Annotated in this window: 19 protein-coding genes; 4 read left to right on the forward strand and 15 right to left on the reverse strand. The window is 70.6% G+C overall.

Translation table 11 applies throughout. The features are described from left to right. Window positions 1–27: 27 nt before the first annotated feature. The 3 genes from Pme01_RS01710 to Pme01_RS01720 form a co-directional block, all read right to left on the reverse strand. Complete coding sequence (locus tag Pme01_RS01710; protein WP_168112998.1) at window positions 28–603, reverse strand: hypothetical protein; 576 nt, start codon at window positions 601–603, stop codon at window positions 28–30. Between the two features lie 44 nt (window positions 604–647). Continuing rightward, window positions 648–2801, reverse strand: a complete 2154-nt coding sequence (gene ligA / locus Pme01_RS01715) for an NAD-dependent DNA ligase LigA (RefSeq protein ID WP_168112997.1) — start codon at window positions 2799–2801, stop codon at window positions 648–650. 182 nt (window positions 2802–2983) lie between these two features. Then, window positions 2984–5140 carry an MMPL family transporter gene (locus tag Pme01_RS01720; protein ID WP_168112996.1) on the reverse strand — a complete coding sequence of 719 codons (2157 nt, stop codon included), beginning with the start codon at window positions 5138–5140 and terminating at the stop codon, window positions 2984–2986. A gap of 185 nt (window positions 5141–5325) precedes the next feature. Here Pme01_RS01720 and Pme01_RS01725 point away from each other — a divergent pair, with 185 nt between their 5' ends. Further along, complete coding sequence (locus tag Pme01_RS01725) at window positions 5326–5811, forward strand: type II toxin-antitoxin system PemK/MazF family toxin (RefSeq protein WP_168112995.1); 486 nt, start codon at window positions 5326–5328, stop codon at window positions 5809–5811. A 36-nt stretch (window positions 5812–5847) separates the two neighbouring features. Here Pme01_RS01725 and Pme01_RS01730 read toward each other — a convergent pair whose 3' ends face one another. From Pme01_RS01730 to Pme01_RS01755, 6 genes are all read right to left on the reverse strand, one after another. Continuing rightward, on the reverse strand, window positions 5848–6201 hold the full coding sequence (locus Pme01_RS01730) for a VOC family protein (RefSeq protein WP_203935376.1): 354 nt from the start codon (window positions 6199–6201) through the stop codon (window positions 5848–5850). Between the two features lie 36 nt (window positions 6202–6237). Beyond that, on the reverse strand, window positions 6238–7236 hold the full coding sequence (locus Pme01_RS01735; protein ID WP_168112993.1) for a uroporphyrinogen decarboxylase/cobalamine-independent methonine synthase family protein: 999 nt from the start codon (window positions 7234–7236) through the stop codon (window positions 6238–6240). A gap of 105 nt (window positions 7237–7341) precedes the next feature. After that, entirely contained in the window at window positions 7342–8463 is a 1122-nt protein-coding gene (mnmA, locus tag Pme01_RS01740; RefSeq protein WP_203935377.1) for a tRNA 2-thiouridine(34) synthase MnmA, read from the reverse strand. 19 nt (window positions 8464–8482) lie between these two features. Next, window positions 8483–9661, reverse strand: a complete 1179-nt coding sequence (locus tag Pme01_RS01745; protein ID WP_168112992.1) for a cysteine desulfurase family protein — start codon at window positions 9659–9661, stop codon at window positions 8483–8485. A gap of 121 nt (window positions 9662–9782) precedes the next feature. Continuing rightward, window positions 9783–10742, reverse strand: coding sequence for an electron transfer flavoprotein subunit alpha/FixB family protein (locus Pme01_RS01750; protein ID WP_168112991.1), 960 nt, complete (start codon window positions 10740–10742; stop codon window positions 9783–9785). A gap of 14 nt (window positions 10743–10756) precedes the next feature. Beyond that, entirely contained in the window at window positions 10757–11536 is a 780-nt protein-coding gene (locus tag Pme01_RS01755; RefSeq protein ID WP_168112990.1) for an electron transfer flavoprotein subunit beta/FixA family protein, read from the reverse strand. A gap of 363 nt (window positions 11537–11899) precedes the next feature. Here Pme01_RS01755 and Pme01_RS01760 point away from each other — a divergent pair, with 363 nt between their 5' ends. From Pme01_RS01760 to Pme01_RS01770, 3 genes are read left to right on the forward strand one after another with little or no spacing between them, the layout of a single operon-like run. Then, entirely contained in the window at window positions 11900–12280 is a 381-nt protein-coding gene (locus tag Pme01_RS01760; RefSeq protein ID WP_168112989.1) for a YidH family protein, read from the forward strand. Beyond that, window positions 12277–12624, forward strand: a complete 348-nt coding sequence (locus tag Pme01_RS01765) for a DUF202 domain-containing protein (protein ID WP_168112988.1) — start codon at window positions 12277–12279, stop codon at window positions 12622–12624. Before Pme01_RS01760 ends, Pme01_RS01765 begins: the two co-directional genes overlap by 4 nt. A gap of 22 nt (window positions 12625–12646) precedes the next feature. Beyond that, window positions 12647–13057 (forward strand): PLD nuclease N-terminal domain-containing protein, encoded by a 411-nt coding sequence (locus Pme01_RS01770; protein WP_168112987.1) that lies wholly within the window; start codon window positions 12647–12649, stop codon window positions 13055–13057. On the opposite strand, the gene Pme01_RS01775 is transcribed toward Pme01_RS01770, so the two are convergent. The 6 genes from Pme01_RS01775 to Pme01_RS01800 all read right to left on the reverse strand — a co-directional run bounded on the left by Pme01_RS01775 (window position 13040) and on the right by Pme01_RS01800 (window position 17977). Continuing rightward, the gene (locus tag Pme01_RS01775) at window positions 13040–13753 is read right to left on the reverse strand and encodes a phosphonatase-like hydrolase (protein ID WP_275408482.1); all 714 of its coding nucleotides are present in this window, start codon (window positions 13751–13753) and stop codon (window positions 13040–13042) included. The two genes, Pme01_RS01770 and Pme01_RS01775, sit on opposite strands and share 18 nt — an antisense overlap. A gap of 81 nt (window positions 13754–13834) precedes the next feature. Further along, on the reverse strand, window positions 13835–14347 hold the full coding sequence (locus Pme01_RS01780; RefSeq protein ID WP_203935378.1) for a hypothetical protein: 513 nt from the start codon (window positions 14345–14347) through the stop codon (window positions 13835–13837). Then, window positions 14344–15162: a hypothetical protein gene (locus Pme01_RS01785; protein WP_168112985.1), complete on the reverse strand. Its 819-nt coding sequence runs from the start codon at window positions 15160–15162 to the stop codon at window positions 14344–14346. The genes Pme01_RS01780 and Pme01_RS01785 overlap by 4 nt, the downstream gene beginning before the upstream one ends. Window positions 15163–15173: 11 nt before the next feature. Next, complete coding sequence (locus tag Pme01_RS01790) at window positions 15174–15494, reverse strand: type VII secretion target (RefSeq protein WP_168112984.1); 321 nt, start codon at window positions 15492–15494, stop codon at window positions 15174–15176. Between the two features lie 26 nt (window positions 15495–15520). Beyond that, window positions 15521–16258, reverse strand: a complete 738-nt coding sequence (locus tag Pme01_RS01795) for a YbaB/EbfC family nucleoid-associated protein (RefSeq protein ID WP_168112983.1) — start codon at window positions 16256–16258, stop codon at window positions 15521–15523. A gap of 96 nt (window positions 16259–16354) precedes the next feature. Continuing rightward, entirely contained in the window at window positions 16355–17977 is a 1623-nt protein-coding gene (locus Pme01_RS01800; RefSeq protein ID WP_168112982.1) for an acetolactate synthase, read from the reverse strand. Window positions 17978–18040 lie beyond the last annotated feature (63 nt).

The raw sequence follows: 18040 nt of genomic DNA on the forward strand, positions 1-18040 counted from the left end.
AGGGCCTCGGTTCCGCGCTTTCTCGGCTCAGTTCAGCTCGATGTAGTAGCGGGTCACCACACTTGAGAGCTGGCCGGCGAGCGGATCACCCCGGTCCAGTTCGCCACCAATCGCCCCAGCGACGATGTCCGGCACCCACAGCAAAGGCTCTCCGGCTGGTCCGGCCGGGTAGGCGTGCTCGACAACGATATCCGGACCGATCAAACCAGCCGCGCGAAAAGCGTCGACCGCCTGGATGTCGCGGGCGTTCAGGCGCTGCTCGCGGGCCTCCATCACGACTCGGCCGACCCCGGAGTTCTCAAGTTCGAAGAGCAGCCGGCGCAGGCATTGTCGGCGGCCGCGCTCCTGGCGTCGCGGATCCAGCGGCGCGGCGACCACAACCAGGTGCAGCGCTGGCAAGCCGGCGACCACACCCACTGCCTTGTGCTGCATCGGTACGGATGACTGCCGCCAGTGAAACCGCTGTCCGGGCTTGGCGAGACCGGCAACGGTGCGCCGCGCGTCCTCGCACTCCACCACCTCCAAGCAGGCCGCGGCGAGCACGTACGCTCCGGCCCCGACACGCATGGACTCATCGACGTAGGCGATCCACCCGGATGTCACCCGAGCACCGTACGCCCGGCTTCACATCCGTAATGACCCGTGCGTTATCCGCCGTTCTCCTCGACCACGGCCACCGCCCGGGCCGCGTCCGGCCCCTCGGCCAGCAGCACCCGCAGCCCGTCCTCGTCGAGGATCGGCACCTTGAGGGCGACCGCCTTGTCGTACTTCGACCCCGGCGCCTCCCCCACGACCACGAAGTGGGTCTTCTTCGACACCGAGCCGGTCACCTTGCCGCCCCGGTTCGCGACCTCCTCCGTCGCCTCGTCCCGCGAGTACGTCGGCAGCGAACCTGTGATCACGACGGTGATCCCCTCCAACGGGCGGGGGCCGGTCTCGGCGTGCTCCTCGGCCATCCGTACGCCCGCGTCGCGCCACTTCTGTACGACCTCGCGGTGCCAGTCGACGGTGAACCACTCCTTGACCGACTCGGCGATGGTCGGGCCGACCCCTTCGACCGCGGCCAACTCCTCGACGGTCGCCGCCTCGATCGCCTCCACCGAGCCGAACGCGCGGGCCAGCGCCTGTGCGGCGGTCGGCCCGACGTGGCGGATCGACAGCGAGACCAGCACCCTCCACAGTGGGCGGCTCTTCGCCTCCTCCAGGTTGACCAGCAGGCGCTGCGCGTTGCTGCCCAGCGAACCGTCCTTGTTGACGAAGAACGGCGAGGTGGCCAGCCGGTCGGCGTCGAGGCTGAACAGGTCGCCCTCGTCGGTGATCACCTGCGAGTCGAGCAGCGCCACCGCGGCCTTGTAGCCGAGCACCTCGATGTCGAACCCGCCGCGGCCGGCGAGGTGGAACACCCGCTCGCGCAACTGCGCGGGGCAGGTACGGCTGTTGGGGCACCGGATGTCGACGTCGCCCTCCTTGGCGGGCGCCAGGGGCGAGCCGCACTCGGGGCAGGTATCCGGCATCTCGAACGCGCGCACGGCGTTCTCGTCGCGCTTGTCGACGACCGGCCCGAGCACCTCGGGGATCACCTCGCCGGCGCGCCGGATCATCACGGTGTCACCGATCAGGACCCCCTTGCGGGCGACCTCCTGTGCGTTGTGCAGGGTCGCGGTCGTCACCGTGACGCCGCCGACGAAGACCGGCTCCAGCACCGCGTACGGGGTGACCCGACCGGTCCGACCCACGTTGACCCGGATGTCGACCAGCCGGGTCATCGCCTCCTCCGGCGGGTACTTGTACGCGATCGCCCAGCGCGGCGCCTTGCTCGTCGCACCGAGCCGGCGCTGCACCGACACCTGGTCGACCTTGACGACCACGCCGTCGATCTCGTGCTCGACCTCGTGCCGGTGGTCCGCGTAGAAGTCGATGTACTCCCGGACGCCGGTCATGTCGGCGACCGCGCGCCAGCGGGTGCTCGTCGGCAGCCCCCAGGCCTTCAACTGCTCGTACGAGCCGGACTGGGTCTCGGCGTCGAAGCCACGCCGGGCGCCGGTGCCGTGCACCACCATCCGCAACGGCCGACCGGCGGTGATCCGCGGGTCCTTCTGCCGCAGCGAGCCGGACGCGGCGTTGCGCGGATTGGCGAACGGCCTGTCGCCGGCGGCCACCAGGGCGGCGTTGAGCTCAGCGAAGGACTGGATCGGGAAGTAGATCTCGCCCCGGACCTCGAGCAGGTCGGGCACGTCATCGCCGGACAGCCGCTCGGGCACGTCGTCGATCGTGCGGACGTTGAGCGTGACGTCCTCACCGACCCGTCCGTCACCCCGGGTCGCCGCCCGGACCAGCCGGCCCTGCTCGTACACGAGGTCGATGGCCAGCCCGTCCACCTTCGGCTCGCACAGGTAGCTCACCGGCCCGCCGGCGTCGCGCTCGACCCGCTCCGCCCACGCCGCCAGCTCGTCGTCGTCGAACGCGTTGTCCAGGCTGAGCATCCGCTCCACGTGCGTGACCGGGGTGAACAGCGTCGAGTACGTACCGCCGACCCGCTGGCTGGGCGACTCAGGGGTGCGCAGCGACGGGTACCGCTCCTCGATCGCCTCCAGCTCGCGCATCATGCGGTCGTAGGTGGCGTCGTCGACCGTCGTGGAGCTGAGCACGTAGTACCGGTACTGGTGCTCGTTGAGCTCGCGGGCCAGTTCGGCGTGCTGCTCCCGTACCTCCGCGGGTGGCTCCCCGCCGGCAGCCGCCTCCTGCGCCGGGGTGGCGGTCGCCACCACCTCGCTGATCTCGTCCTCGCTTCGCTCACTCATGCGATCACCTCGCTGCGCTCGGCGATGCATTCGCGACACACTGAGCCCCCGATTCGTTCGCTTCGCTCACTCATGCCATCCCCCTGACCGTCGCGCTGTCCGCACGGTAGCCCGCCGGTCCGACATTCACGGCCTCGACCTGCCGGGCGTGCGCAGGTCACATGCTCTATGCCCAAGCAGCGTCAGCCCCGCAGCGCCGGCTCGGTCTCGCGCGCGGCGGGCAGGTCGGGAGCGGCCTCGCCCTCGCGGATGCCGAACCGGCGCCACACCGTCTCCAGCGGGCCGGGCAGCCACCAGTTGGCGCGGCCCATCAGCCGCATCGTCGCCGGTACGAGCAGCGCCCGCACGATCGTGGCGTCGATGACCACGGCCACCACCATGCCGACCCCGATCATCTTGATGATCGTGATCCCACCGGTGGCGAACGCGCCGATGACCACGATGAGCAGGAGCGCCGCGCTGGTGATGATGCCTCCGGTGCGCTGGAGCCCGGTGGCGACGGCGCGGACGTTGTCGCCGGTCGCGTCCCACTGCTCTCGGATCCGGCTGAGCAGGAACACCTCGTAGTCCATGGACAGGCCGAACGCCATCGCCAGGATCAGGATCGGCTGCGTGGCCTCCACGGTGCCGGTCGAGGTGAAGCCGAGCAGCCCGGACAGGTGCCCGTCCTGGAAGATCCAGACGATCGCGCCGAACGACGCGGTGAGCGACAGCAGGTTCATCACGATCGCCTTCAGCGGCAGCAGCAGCGACCCGAACGCGAGGAACAGCAGGACGGCGGTCACGCCGAACACCCACAACGCCATCCACGGCAGCTTCACCGCGAGGCCGTGCAGCAGATCCACGAGGCTCGCGGTCGCACCGCCGACCGTGACCTCGGTACCGGCGGGCGGCGGCGCGTCGCGGATGTGGGCGACCAGCGACCGGGCCTGTGACGAGTACGGGTCGAACTGGTGCGCGACGTCGACGACGGCCCGGGTGCCCGACGCCCCGGCGACGGCGACGCCCTTCACTCCGTCCAGAGTCTTCAACGAACCGACGTACGCCTCGAGTACGGCCGGCGTGGCGCCGTCCACGACGACCCGGATCTTCTCGCCGCCACCCGGGAAGTCCGCGACGAGCCGCTCCGACACCTCGCGGCTCTGCACCCCGTCGGGCAGCGCCCGGTGGTCGACGCCGCCGAACTGCGCCCGCAGGAACGGCGAGCCGGCCAGCAGCAGTACCGGGACGATCACGGCCACGTACAGGACGGGCCGGCGCATGACGCTGTGCGCGATCCGGTACCACGCGCCGCGCCCGTCCGTGGCGCCCGAGCGCCGGCGCAGACCAGGCAGGCGGAGCGCGTCGACCCGCGGCCCCAGCACCGCGAGCAGCGCGGGAAGGGCGGTCAGCGCGGCGAGCATGGCGACACCGACCGCGGCGATGCCGCCGAGCCCCATCGAACGGAAGAACACCTGCGGGAACAGCAGCAGCGAGGAGAGCGACACCGCCACCGTGACACCGGAGACGGCGACCGTACGGCCGGCGGTCGACATCGTGGCGACGAGCGCCTGCTCGACGTCGCGGCCGGCCCGCAACTCCTCCCGGTACCGGCTGACGATGAACAGGGCGTAGTCGATGGCCAGGCCGAGCCCGAGCATCGTGACGATGTTGATCGCGAAGACCGACACCTCGGTGAACCCGGTCATCACCCGCAGCACGGTGAAGGCGCCCAGGATCGCGACGCCGCCCACGGCGAGCGGGAGGCTGGCGGCGACGAGGCCGCCGAACACCACCACGAGCAGGAGCAGCAGGACCGGGAACGACAGCATCTCGGCCTGGGCGATGTCCTTGCCGACCTGGTCGTTGATGTCCTGGTTGAGCGGCACCCGGCCGCCCTTGGAGACCGTGAAGCCGGCCGGTGCCCGTACCTTGTCGGCGAGCCGCTCGTACGTGTCCCCCGGATGATCGCCGGCGAAGCGGATCGCGGCGTACGTGGCGCGCTGGTCCCGGGAGACCATCGCGGGTGACTTCGTGGTCCAGTAGGTGGCGACCATGTCGACCTCGCTCGCCGGCAGGGAGCCCACGATCTCCTGGACAGCCTTGCCGAAGGCCGGGTCGGCCACGGTCAGGGTCGGATGCTCGACCAGCAGCACGACGTCGGCGCCGCGACCGCCGAGAACGGCCTGGGCCGCCTTGCCCGCCCGGTAGGACTCGCTGCCCGTGTCGTCGAAGCCGTCACCGCCCAGCGCCCCGAACACCCCGGTTCCCCACACGGCCGCGAACACCGTCACCAACGCGGTCAACACCAGGAACCAACGCCGGTACCGGAAGCTGGCCCTGCCCAGCGCTGCGAACACGCCGATCTCCCTCTCATTTACGTACATCGTTATCTGCAACCCTTACGACGTACGCTAATAAATCTACGGGAGGGGTCTACCGACGAATGTCGACACGCCGCTCATAACGGACCCGACCAAACGGGCAGTAACCGGCCGGTCTATCGACTCACCTAGGCTCGCGGGCGACAAAGGGGAGGTCGACGGTGCGTACGGCATTGGTGTGGCTGGCGGTCCTGATCGTGCTCGCCGCGCTGGCCTGGTGGGTGGCGCGACGCCGGCGGGGGCCCGTCCGACCACCGCGACGGCGGCCGGAACCGACCCGGCCGCGGCTGCGCACCGCGCCCCCGGACGCGTCGTGGCGCACCCGACCGCAGCCCGGCGAGATCTGGTGGGCCGACGTCCCGTACGAGGACGGCTCCGGCCACAAGGTGCGCCCCTGCCTGGTACTGCGCACGCACCGGCGCCAGGTCGACGTACTGAAGATCACCAGCCAGGACCGGAGCGCCCGCTCCGATCACCTGGAGATCCCGACCACGGCGTGGGACCGCAAGGCGACCCACAACAGTTTCCTGGACCTGACGGACCCGTTCCGGCTGCGCGACGCCGCGTTCTCCCGCAAGGCGGGCACGATCGACGACAAGACCTGGCGCGCGGTGCGGCGAATGCACGACACCGGTTGGGTGGCATAGCCGGCGCGCAAGCCGCCGGCTATGCCACCCAACCGGCTACACGTCCCAGACCAGGCAGAACGGGTGACCGGCCGGGTCGGCGTACACCCGGAAGTCGTCGCCCTCCCCCGGCAGCCGCCTCGCGCCCAGCGCCAGCACCTTCGCCTCGGCCGCGTCCACGTCGTCGACGACCACGTCGAGGTGGAACTGCTGCGGCCGCTCCGGGTCCGGCCAGCGCGGCTCGCGCAGGTCGGGTGCCGACTGGAAAGCGATCCTCGTGGTGTCGTCGCCGATCGTGACCCAGTCGCTGTCGGTGCTCTTCCGGGACAGCCCGAGCAGTTCCTCGTAGAACCGCGCCAGCGCTTCCGGCTCGGGACAGTCGATGACCACCGAGTACAGACGTCCAATCATGCCCGTCACTATGCCCGGCGGGTACGACAGAAAACGTCAGTCCTCGCGCAGGCGCCGCCCGGCATCCCGGCACGCGGCCATCGCCGCCCGCGCGTACTCCCAGGTCGTGCCGGCGAGCCCGCACGTCGGGGAGACCACGACCTGCTCGGGAAGCCGCGCGGCGGGGAAACCGAGCTTCGCCCAGACCTCGCGGACCCGGGTCGCGGCCTGAGTCGACGACGGCGGGCGCCCGCCCGGCGTGCGGGTGTCCACGGCCCCGGCGATCAGCCCCAACCCGGCGTCGAGCGCCTCGCCCAGCGGGTCCAGATCCTCCAGCAGGGTCAGGTCGAGCGCGACCGCCGCGGCACCGGCACCACGCACAAGATCAATGGGTACGTCCGGAGCACAGCAGTGCACGATGACCGGTACCCCGACCGCGTCGACGATGCTGGCCAGCGCGGACCGGGCGGTGGACTCCTCCACCCGGCGCAGGGTGCCGAAGCCGCTCTCGGTCGGCACCCGGCCGGCCAGCGCGGCGGGCAGCGACGGCTCGTCGACCTGCAGCAGGAGCGTCGCGCGCGGCAACCGGGCGGCCAGGTCGGCCAGGTGGCCGCGTAGCCCCTCAGCGAGCGACCCGGCTAGATCGCGGACCGCGCCGGGATCGCGCAGCAGGGGGCCGCCGGTCGGCAGCTCGATCCCGGCGGCGAGGGTGAACGGGCCGGCCGCCTGTACCTTGAACGACCCCGCGTAGTCGGCGGCCTGCTCGGTCACCGCGTCCAGGTCACGCTCCAACAGGTCGTGCGCGACCCGCAGGTCGTGACCGGGCCGGGCGGCCACCCGCCAGCGGTTGGCGTACACCTCGACCGGCATGTCCACCAGCAGCCCGGCCGCGCGCCCGATGAGGTCCGCGCCCGGCCCCCGGTCGGGCAGCTCGGGCAGGTGCGGCAGGTCCGGCAGCTCCCCCAGCACGACGCGTACCGCCTCGACGATGTCGGTGCCGGGCAGCGAGCCGATGCCGGTGGCGGCGCCGGACGGCCAGGGCCAGGAAGTGCTCACCTCGGTGAGGTTACCGTCGGGCCCGGTCGCCGTTCCGGGGGCACGCCCGCTCTCGCGGCCACGGTCCCGCGTCGTAGCCGCACCGCCGTGGATGTGGAGAAGAAATCAATGGGTACCGCCGGAGGCCGGCGAGCCCGCAGCGCCGGCCCGCTCGGTCGTGGCGATCGTGGCCGAGCCGAGCACGACGTCCCCGGCCGGGTCGGGGCGGTACGCGACAACGGCCTGGCCCGCGGCGATCCCGCGAGCCGGCCGGTGCAGGGAGGCGACGAGCCGGCCGTCCTCGACCCGCACGGTCGCCGGTACCGGCGCGCCGTGCGCCCGCAACTGCACCTCGCACTCCACGTCAGCCGCCGGGACCGAACCGCCGGTCCACACCGGACGCTCGCCGTACACCCGGTCCACCTCGAGCGCCTCGGCCGGCCCGACGGTCACTGTGTTGGTCACCGGCGTGATCGAGAGCACGTACCGGGGCCGGCCGTCGGCGGCCGGGCGCCGCAGGTCCAACCCGCGCCGCTGGCCCACTGTGTACGCGTACGCGCCCTCGTGCGTACCGACGACCTCGCCGGTGGTCGCGTCGACGATGTCGCCCGGCGTGGCGCCCAGTTTCCCGTGCAGGAAGCCCCGGGTGTCGCCGTCGGCGATGAAGCAGATGTCGTGGCTGTCGGGCTTGTCGGCCACGGCCAGGTCCCGCCGGGCCGCCTCGGCCCGGACGTCGGCCTTGGTGGAGTCGCCGAGCGGGAAGATCGAGTGATCGAGCTGCTCGCGGGTCAACACGGCGAGCACGTACGACTGGTCCTTGCCGAGGTCCACCGATCGGCGCAGCAGGCCGTCCGCGCCCAGCCGGGCGTGGTGGCCGGTCACCACGGCGTCGAAGCCGAGGGCCAGGGCCCGGTCGAGGACCGCGGCGAATTTGATCTTCTCGTTGCAGCGCAGACACGGGTTCGGGGTACGCCCGGCCGCGTACTCGGCGACGAAGTCGTCGACCACGTCCTCGTGGAACCGCTCGGCCATGTCCCAGACGTAGAAGGGGATGCCGATGACGTCGGCGGCCCGGCGGGCGTCGCGGGCGTCCTCGAGGGTGCAGCAGCCGCGCGCGCCGGACCGGTACGTCTGGGGGTTGCGGGAGAGCGCGAGATGGACGCCTGTCACGTCGTACCCCGCCGCCGCCGCCCGGGCGGCCGCCACCGCCGAGTCGACACCGCCCGACATCGCCGCGAGAACCTTCACAGCTACCGAGATTAGCCGGTCAGGCGCGGGCGGCTCGGACGGCTCCGGCCCGCCGGGCCCGCTCCACCGCGGCGGGCAGCGCGGCGACCAGTGCGTCGACCTCGCCCGGGGTCGACGTGTGGCCGAGGGTGAACCGCAGGGAGGAGCGCGCGCGGTCGTCGTCGGCGCCCATCGCCAGCAGGACGTGGGAGGGCTGGGCGACCCCGGCCGAGCACGCGGACCCCGTCGAGCAGGCGATGCCCTGCGCGTCGAGCAGCAGCAGGAGGGCGTCCCCCTCGCAGCCGGGGAAGGAGAAGTGCGCGTTGCCGGGCAGCCGGTCGATCGGGTCGCCGTTGAGGACCGCGCCCGGTACGGCCTCGCGTACGCCGGCGACCAGGGCGTCGCGGATCGAGCCGACCCGCGCGGCGTACTCGGCGCGCCCCTTGACCGCGATCTCCACGGCGGTGGCGAACGCCACGATGCCGGGGACGTCGAGGGTGCCGGAGCGGACGTCGCGCTCCTGACCGCCGCCGTGCAGCAGCGGCGTGCACTCGACGTCGCGGCCGAGGACGAGCGCGCCGACCCCGACGGGGCCGCCGAGCTTGTGGCCGGTCACGGTCAGCGCGGCGGCGCCGCTGCCGGCGAAGTCGACCGGCACCTGGCTGACGGCCTGCACCGCGTCGGTGTGCAGCGGCACGCCGCGGCCGGCGCAGAGCCCGGCCAGTTCGGCTACCGGCTGTACCGTGCCCACCTCGTTGTTGGCCCACATCACCGTGGCCAGGGCCACCTCGTCGCCGTACTCGTCGAGCGCCACCCGCAGCGCGTCCACCTCGACCCGGCCGACCCCGTCGACCGGCAGCCAGGTGACCGTGGCGCCCTCGTGGCGGACCAGCCACTCCACCGAGTCCAGCACGGCGTGGTGCTCCACCGCGGAGGCGATGATCCTGGTACGGGCTGGGTCTACGGCCCGGCGGGCCCAGAAGATGCCCTTGACGGCGAGGTTGTCGCTCTCGGTACCGCCGCTGGTGAAAATCACCTCGGACGGCCGCGCACCCAACGCCGCCGCGATCCGCTCACGCGACTCCTCCACCCGGCGGCGCGCGTAGCGGCCGGGGGCGTGCAACGACGAAGCATTGCCCAGCTCACGCGCGGTTGCGACGTAAGCGTCCAACGCCTCGGGCAGCATCGGCGTGGTAGCGGCATGATCCAGATAGGTCATCGCGTCCAGCCTATCGGGCCGGTACCGGTCCTCTACCCGGCGCCCGGTCCAAAAAGCCGCGTCGAAAAGACGGATCGGGGTGGGCACCTCTCGGCGCCCACCCCGATCCGTAGAACCGTGCTCAGCCCTTGCGCTTGCGGATCTCCTCGACCGCCTGCGGTACGACCTTGAACAGGTCGCCGACGACGCCGAAGTCGGTCAGCTCGAAGATCGGAGCCTCTTCGTCCTTGTTGACGGCGACGATCGTCTTCGAGGTCTGCATACCGGCGCGGTGCTGGATCGCACCGGAGATGCCGAGCGCCACGTAGAGCTGCGGCGACACGGTCTTACCGGTCTGGCCGACCTGGAACTGGTGCGGGTAGAAGCCGGAGTCGACGGCCGCGCGGGACGCGCCGACGGCGGCGCCCATCAGGTCCGCCAGCTCCTCGACCAGCTTGAAGTTGTCGCCGCTGCCGACGCCGCGGCCGCCGGAGACGACGATCGAGGCCTCGGTGAGCTCCGGGCGGGAGCCCTTCTGCTCGGCGACCCGGTTGACGACCTGGGCCAGCTTGTCCTTGTCGGTCAGCTCGACCGTCAGGTTCTCCACGGCCGGCGACGCCGCCGCCGGGGTCGGGGTCACCGAGTTCGGTCGGATCGTCACCAGCGGGATGCCCTTGGTGACCTTCGACTTCACGATCGTCTGGCCTGCGAAGACGACCTGGGTGGCGGTGCCGTCGGCGTCGAGCCCGACGGCGTCGGTGAGGATGCCGTTGTCCAGCTTGACCGCCAGGCGAGCGGCGATCTCCTTGCCCTCCTGGCTGGAGGCGAGCAGGACGGCGGCCGGCGAGACCGACGTGACCAGGTTGGCCAGGACGGTCGCCTTCGGCGCCACCAGGTGACCGTCGATCTCCTCGCTCTCGGCGGCGTAGATCTTCTGCGCGCCGTACTCACCGAGCTTGTCTGACATCGCGGCGGCCGCACCCGGCCCGCCGAGGACGACCGCGGACGGCTCGCCCAGCTCGCGGGCGATCGTCAGCAGCTCGAGGGTGACCTTCTTGACGCCGGCCTGGGAGGCCTCGACGACAACGAGTACTTCTGCCATCTCTCCGGCCCCTCTCAGACGAACTTCTCGCTGGACAGGTACTGGACCAGCTGCACGCCACCGTCACCGGAGTCGGCGACCTTGTTGCCGGCCTGGCGCGGCGGCCGCTTGCTGTGCTCGACCACCGTGCTGGTGGCACCGTCGAAGCCCACCTCGGAGGCGTCCACGCCCAGGTCGGCGAGCGACTTGGTCTCCAGCGGCTTCTTCTTGGCCGCCATGATGCCCTTGAACGACGGGTACCGCGGCTCGTTGATGGTGTCCCACACGCTGACCACGGCCGGGGTGGAGGCCGTGACGACCTCGTAGCCCTCCTCGGTCTGCCGCTCGATCGTGAGCGTCGAGCCGTCGACGGTGAGCTTGCGGGCGCCCGTGAGCGCCGCGATCCCGAGCCGCTCGGCGATCATGTGCGGCATGACCTGCACCCGACCGTCGGTCGACTCGGCGCCGCAGATGATCAGGTCGGCGTCGAGCTGACCGATCGCCGCGGCGAGCACCTTCGAGGTGGCGACGGCGCACGAACCGTGCAGGGCGTCGTCAGCGACGTGTACGGCCGAGTCCGGCCCCATCGAGAGCGCCTTGCGGATCGACTCGGTGGCACCCGAGGGGCCCATGGTCAGCACCACGACCTCGCCGCCGTGCTTCTCCTGGATCGACAGCGCCTCTTCGATGGCGTACTCGTCCATCTCGTTGATCACATTGTTGGCCGACCCACGGTCGACGGTGTTGTCGTCACTGCGCAGGTTGCGCTCCGCGCCGGAGTCCGGCACCTGCTTGACGAGTACGACGATCTTCATCGTTCTCCGACGTCCTCCTGCTTGACAGTGTTCTGGTGAACACGGCGCGTTGGTCCCGCCACACGTTACGGGACCGGTCAGCGCGACCTGGGCCCGCCTGGACACCTCAGATGTTACCTACGAGTAAGTTTTTACCCCGATTGAACCGGCGTGACTCGGCTCACCGTGCTCGGAATTGAAGGCGCGAGAGAGCTGAGGTCTGATATGTCGACTTCGTCGGAGAGTGACCTGGATGGCGCGGCGAAATCCGCGGAGCCCGTCACCCACCGTCCGCACCGAGACAACCCCCGGTGTACCTGTGGGCTGCTACGCGAGGAGTGCGTGCGCCGGCGGCTGCGACCGCTGTGGGGAACATAATTCGGTGTGCTCAGCTCCGTACGTACCTGGCTCGACCCGAGCGAGAACCACCGGTTGGGCGAGCGACCCGACTACCGCTTCTCGCTCGCGAACGAGCGGACCTTCCTGGCCTGGCTGCGCACCGGGCTCGCGCTGATCGGCGGCGGCCTCGCGGTGGCCCAGTTCCTGTCCGGCGGGCTCGCCCGCGACGTTCTCGCGCTGGTGCTGCTCGCGCTCGGCGGCCTGGTCGCCGTCCGCGCGCTCGACCACTGGGCCCGCTGCGAACGGGCCATCCGCCGGGGCGCCGAACTGCCGCCGTCGCGCTTCCCGGCGGTACTGGCCCTGCTCGTCACGTTCGGCGCGGGTGCCCTGCTGGCGATGGTGCTGGCCGGCGCGGTCGGCCGGTGAGCGGCGGGGCGGGGCCGCGGCCGGAGCGGGACGCGCGGCCCGAGCCGGGACTGCAGTCGGAGCGGACCCGGCTGTCCTGGCGGCGGACTGCTCTCGCGGCGACGGTGGTGTCCATTCTGGCCGTACGGCTGGCCGTCGGGTACCGGCTGACCGCCCGCGGGGCGCTCGGCACCGCCGGCGTGGCCGCGCTCTGGCTCGTGGTCGTCGCGGTGACCCAGCGACGGATCAACGCCCTGGCAGCGCCCCGGCGGGTCGACGCCGGCCGCTCACCGGCGGCGCTCGCCGCGGCCGTGCTCGGCTACGCCCTGCTCGGCATGCTCCTATGGGGACTGCGCAGGGCGTGAAGGTTGCGTAATGATAAGCGCCATGGGCCGCTTGTACCTGTTGTTCGCGCTCGTCGACCTGGCGTTGCTGGTCATCGCCTTGATCGATTGTCTGTCCTCCGAGGAGTACGAGATCCGCGCGCTGCCGAAGGTGGCCTGGGTCTTCATCATCCTGCTGTTCTCGCCGATCGGCCCCATCGTCTGGTTCGTCGCCGGCAGGCCGCAGCGGGAGACCGCGGCCCGACCGCAGCCCTGGCGGCCCGGTGACGGCTTCTCCGAGCGGTCACGGCCCCGCCAGGTCGCACCCGACGACGACCCCGAGTTCCTGCGCAACCTCACCCGCGAGCGCCGCGACGACGAGGAGATGCTCCGGCGCTGGGAGGCCGACCTGCGCCGACGCGAGGAGGAGCTGCGCCGGCGCAAGTCCACAGACGATTCAGGCGAGGTGCAATGACGGCTGCCGCTGCTCCACCTCGAGCAGCTCGGGCAGCTCGCCGACCGAGCCGATGACGTGGGTGGCGCCGGCCGCCAGCAGGGTGGACCGGTCGCACCCGCCGGTGAGTACGCCCGCGACGAGCCCGGCCCCGGCACGGCACCCGGCGATCACGTCGAGCGGGGTGTCGCCGACGACCGCCACCCGGCGCATGTCCTCGACGCCCAGGCGCAGCGCCGCCACCAGCACCAGATCCGGGTACGGACGACCGCGCCCGGCCTCGGCCGGCGACAGCGTCAGGTCGACCAGGCCCCGCCAGCCCACGGCGTCGACGATCGCCTCCTGGGTGGCCCGGGCGAAGCCGGTCATCAGCGCCACCTTCACGCCGGCGGCGCGCAGCGCCTCGATCGCCTCGGCCGCACCCGGGATCGGCGTGACGGCGCCCTCGTCGACGAGGAGCCCGTACGCCTCCTCGAACGTCTCGTTGGCGGCGTCGGCCCGTCGCTCGTCCCCACCGAACAGCAGCCGGAACACGTCGATCTTGCTCTGCCCCTGCGTCTTGCGGACCACGGCGCGCATCCGCTCGTACTCCGCCGCCCCCGGAACCACCCCCTGGCCTGCCACGGCCACCGTGAAGGCCTGATCGACCAGGCCTTCGTCGTGGACCGTGGTCCCCGCCATGTCGATACAGGCAACCTGCCAGCGCGTCACACCCACACCTCTCTGCTCCCCGGGAGACCCCAGTGCACCATCCAGATACGGCGCGAATATGAACACGACGTGACTTTCAGCACATAACTAGCTGGAAACGACCCGGACGGCCGCGCGTAGCGTGCTGCCCGTCGCGTACGCGAATCCCGCCGGCAGGGCAAGGACAGTGATCAAAAGAAGGGCGAACGCACGCTCGCCGCCAGAGCCCCGCACCGTCACAGCGACAGCGACCACTGCCGCGGCGGTAAGAGCGACCACGAGCCAGGCGACAATTACGCCCTGCCTGGCCGCGCGGATCCGATCGGAGCACACCGAAAGGGTCGAGGTGTCGATGGCCCGGCGGCCAAGGATACCCGCAACGACCAGTGCCGCAGAGGCAAGAACCAAGCCGCTGCTGGAACAGACACCCGCGTACGCGCCCACGCGGTACCCGCGGGCAAACACCAGCATCAGCACACAGAGCGCAAGCCCGAGCAGGAATCCCGCAATCATCATCGCGAGAACGGCGGCGTAGACCGCCAACGCGGTACGCAGTTTGGCGAGCGTCGCACCGGCGGGTGGCATGTAGCCCGGAGGCGCGGCCCCGCGCCGGCCAGTCACTTGATCTTCCACTTCTGGCCGGAGATGTGGCCATCGGCAAAGGCTGGTGTATCGCTGACGGGCCAGTGACGCGAGCGGTGGTCACCGTCGAAGCCCTGGTTGGCCGTCAGCTGCTGGCGCAACTGGCTCACGGCAGTCTGGGTGGAACCCACGAAGGTCACAAACGCCGTGACCGCAGCGGTGACAAGGCCGATTGCCGCGATAGCACCGCTTATCACAGCGGCTACGGCGGCAGGTGTCCCGACCACACTCATCGCAGCGATGATCCCTGTTCCTATTGCGACAATTAAGGACAGGAGCGCCGCGACAACTGCGCCCCATAGCGCCCAGATCGCCCCTGACGCTCCGGACAGTGCAGCATCGATACCGTCGGTGATTGGTTTGATGGCCGCAAGCGCCTCCTTCTGCCGGTCCAAGGCGTCCTTGTACGCTTCGGCGGCCGGCCCTTCCCATCTGTTGTCGGCTTTCAGTGAATCCGACATCACCCTCGCAACGAGCGCGCTTACCCTGGCGCCAACCTCGGTACTCCACGACTCAGCCGCGTTGGACACCCGCCACGGAACTCCCGGGTTGGTCAAGATCTTGCTCACCTCGTCCAGCAATCGTTCGAGGAGGTCCGCAAGCCGATGCATCCCGGACATCACCGCGTCACGCGGCGGCCCAACGATGATCACCAGCGATCGTTCGACCTGATGGAAGAATCGATCGGCGTCCGACCTGACTCGCACCAGAGCACGTTCGACCCTCCTGAGCAGTTCCTCGAATTCAGCGTCGGACAATGGCATAGGGCTTGGCGGCAGGACCGGATGACTCATCGCACACTCCCTCAGTTGACCGCGTTCATTCGGCGCACGACGTTGCGCTCGTCGTCTTCGTACGCGTTTGCGGCCGTATTCAGAGCGTCGGCGATGCTGTCGAAGGCGCGCTCGCCCTCCTTCAATAACATCACCATCTGTTGTTGCAGCTCCGCATACGTGGCAGGCAGTCCGACGTAGTCGCTAAGACCGGCCAGCTCGAACATCGATAGAACCTGATTCGAGGCGGCGTTTGCGGCGGCAGCCAACTCACCCCCGATTGACCTCATGAGACTGGCATCTGCTCGGAGTGCTTCGATCGCGACGGCAACCTCTTCGGGCGTCGGCGCCAAGGTGAACCTCCTGAAGGTCTTCCGGTCTACGACAGCCCTAGCCTGCGCAGCATTGTGGCCGGATCGGCCACGAGTGACCGAAGTTCCTCAAAGCCGGGGCTGACAGAGGCGCCTTCGGCTTCAATGGCCACTTCCTGTGCATTCCGCAACGCATCCCGGACGGCGCTGGCGATCGTGCCATTCTCGGCGGCGGCGAGCCAGCGATGGTCGAACGCGATGTCAACGAACTCACCACCGACCAGGGTGACGGTCACCTGGTGCCCGGAATTACGCCCGACTAGACGATGTTCGGTTGCCCGCTCCACGTACCGGTCGAGATCGGAAAGACCGGTCCACACATCATCGAACAGCGACATCAGCGCGCGGAGATCGATGGGCGGCGCAGCACCCTCGAAGCCGGGATCCGTAATGGAGTGCTCGGAACACATGTTTCGCGCCGCGCCGACACCGCCACCATCCTCATCGGCGAACGCGTTTGCCCACGCCTCCATGTACTCCCGGTTGGCGTCGACTACCGCCTCCTCGACCGCCGTGCCGAGCCTGCCCGCGCCGAGGACCGAGCGCCACGTAGGTGCGATCACCACGTCCGCTACTCGCCGTCGGCCGTCGAGGCTGATCCGCACCACCTGGGCTTCGTCCGTGCCCAGGTAACGGGTTTCTGGATCGGCATCTACGGCTGAGAAACGAGATGCCAGCTCGGTGGCGTCATCCCGAAGGCGCGCTAGCTCAGTCGGATCGGGTAAGGAGCCATACGACATGGACATAGAGCCCCACCGTCTCAGCGAACACGACGAGTCGACAGCCTCTGATGTTAGCCAACCAGTCCGGAGGTGGCTGTCCTGATCGTGACCGCAGCTCACTTACGCCAGGTTGGACGAGCGCGGGTACGCGTCCTCCGGGTCGGTCAGCACGTTCACCAGGTACGGCACGCCGGCCTCGAACGCCCGCCGCAGCGCGGGTCCCAGGTCACCGGCCTTCTCGACGGTCTCGCCGGCCCCGCCCATCGCACGGACCACGTCGTCGTAGCGCAGACCCGGCTGCAGGTCGGCGGCGACGTCGTAGCCGTACATCGCCCGCATCGGGTGCTTCTCCAGGCCCCAGATGCCGTTGTTGCCGACCACGATCACGACGGGGAGGTTCTGGCGTACCAGCGACTCCACGTCCATCAGCGAGAAGCCGGCCGCGCCGTCGCCCATCAGGACGCAGATCTGGCGGTCCGGGTAGGTGACCCTGGCGCCCATCGCGTACCCCATGCCGGTGCCGAGGCAGCCGTACGGGCCGGGGTCGAGCCAGGTGCCCGGCTGCGACGGCTCCAGGTACTTGCCCGCGTACGAGACGAAGTCACCGCCGTCGCCGATCGTGACCGCGTCCCGGTCGAGCACCTTGCGCAGCTCCCCGTACACCCGGCTCGGCTTGATCGGGTCGGTGTCGGCCTCCAGCGCGTCGGCCTCCTTCGCCTTCGCGGCGTTCTCGGCGGAGCGCAGCGTGGCCACCCAGTCGGCGTGGTCGGCGCGGGTACCGGCGAAGTCGGCCAGCGCGGTCAGGATCAGGCGCAGGTCTCCGGCCGGCGAGACCGCCGTCGAGACGTGCGACGCCCGCTGCGTCGGCGCGTCGACGATGTGTACGACCCGGGCGTCGCCGAACTCGCCGAAGCCGAGCCGGAAGTCCAGCGGGGTGCCGATCACGCAGACCACGTCGGCGCCGGACAGCGCCGGCCGCCGGGCCTTGGCGAACGCGAGCGGGTGCTCGGGGGGCAGCGAGCCGCGCCCCATGCCGTTGGTGAACACGGGTACGTTCAGCGCCTCGGCCGCCTCGCGCAGCGCCGCCACGGCGTTGCCGGCGTATACGTCGGACCCGGCGATGATGACCGGCTTCTGGGCGCCGGCGAGCAGGGCGGCCGCCTTCGCCACCTCGTCCGGGTCGGGCTCGATCACCGGTACGTCGGCCGCGCCGGGAAGCGTCACCTCGGCCTGCGAGAAGATCGCCTCGATCGGGAAGTCCAGGAAGACCGGACCGCGGTGGGCGGTGAGCGCGATGGTCGCCGCCTCGTGGACCTTGGCGGCGATGTCCTCGGTCGCGAAGACGGTCTCGGCGTGCTTGGTCACCGGGCGTACCAGCGGCAGGTGGTCCATCTCCTGGAGGCTGCCCGAGCCCCAGCGGAACTGCGGCGCCCGGCCTCCCATCACGACGACCGGGGAGGCGTTGAAGTACGCGCTGGTCAGACCGGAGACGCCGTTGGTGACACCGGGGCCGGCGGTGAGGACGGCGAGCGAGGCCCGGCGCTGCAACTTCGCGACCGCCTCGGCGGCGAAGACCGCGGACTGCTCGTGGCGCACGTCCAGCAGCCGTACCTCGGCCCGCTGGGCCGCGTCGTACAGCGGGAACACGTGGCCACCGGAGAGGGTGAACATCTCGGTGACGCCGAAGGCCTTCAGCGCGGCGAGGGCGAGGTCCCCGCCGTGGCCTTCGAACTGCTCCGTCATCGCGGATCCTCCTGTCGCGTGCCGTCCGCGTAGGTTACCGCCCGGTAGACCCGCCTCGCCACG

The organism is Planosporangium mesophilum (assembly GCF_016863255.1).
Lineage (GTDB): Bacteria > Actinomycetota > Actinomycetes > Mycobacteriales > Micromonosporaceae > Planosporangium > Planosporangium mesophilum.

Coding starts and splice junctions, on each gene's coding strand:
- Pme01_RS01750 (WP_168112991.1), bottom strand. CDS start 10,742: ATGGCAGAAGTACTCGTTGTCGTCGAGGCCTCCCAGGCCGGCGTCAAG.
- Pme01_RS01730 (WP_203935376.1), bottom strand. CDS start 6,201: ATGATTGGACGTCTGTACTCGGTGGTCATCGACTGTCCCGAGCCGGAA.
- Pme01_RS01785 (WP_168112985.1), bottom strand. CDS start 15,162: ATGAGTCATCCGGTCCTGCCGCCAAGCCCTATGCCATTGTCCGACGCT.
- Pme01_RS01755 (WP_168112990.1), bottom strand. CDS start 11,536: ATGAAGATCGTCGTACTCGTCAAGCAGGTGCCGGACTCCGGCGCGGAG.
- Pme01_RS01800 (WP_168112982.1), bottom strand. CDS start 17,977: ATGACGGAGCAGTTCGAAGGCCACGGCGGGGACCTCGCCCTCGCCGCG.
- Pme01_RS01745 (WP_168112992.1), bottom strand. CDS start 9,661: ATGACCTATCTGGATCATGCCGCTACCACGCCGATGCTGCCCGAGGCG.
- ligA (WP_168112997.1), bottom strand. CDS start 2,801: ATGAGTGAGCGAAGCGAGGACGAGATCAGCGAGGTGGTGGCGACCGCC.
- Pme01_RS01770 (WP_168112987.1), top strand. CDS start 12,647: ATGGGCCGCTTGTACCTGTTGTTCGCGCTCGTCGACCTGGCGTTGCTG.
- Pme01_RS01795 (WP_168112983.1), bottom strand. CDS start 16,258: ATGTCCATGTCGTATGGCTCCTTACCCGATCCGACTGAGCTAGCGCGC.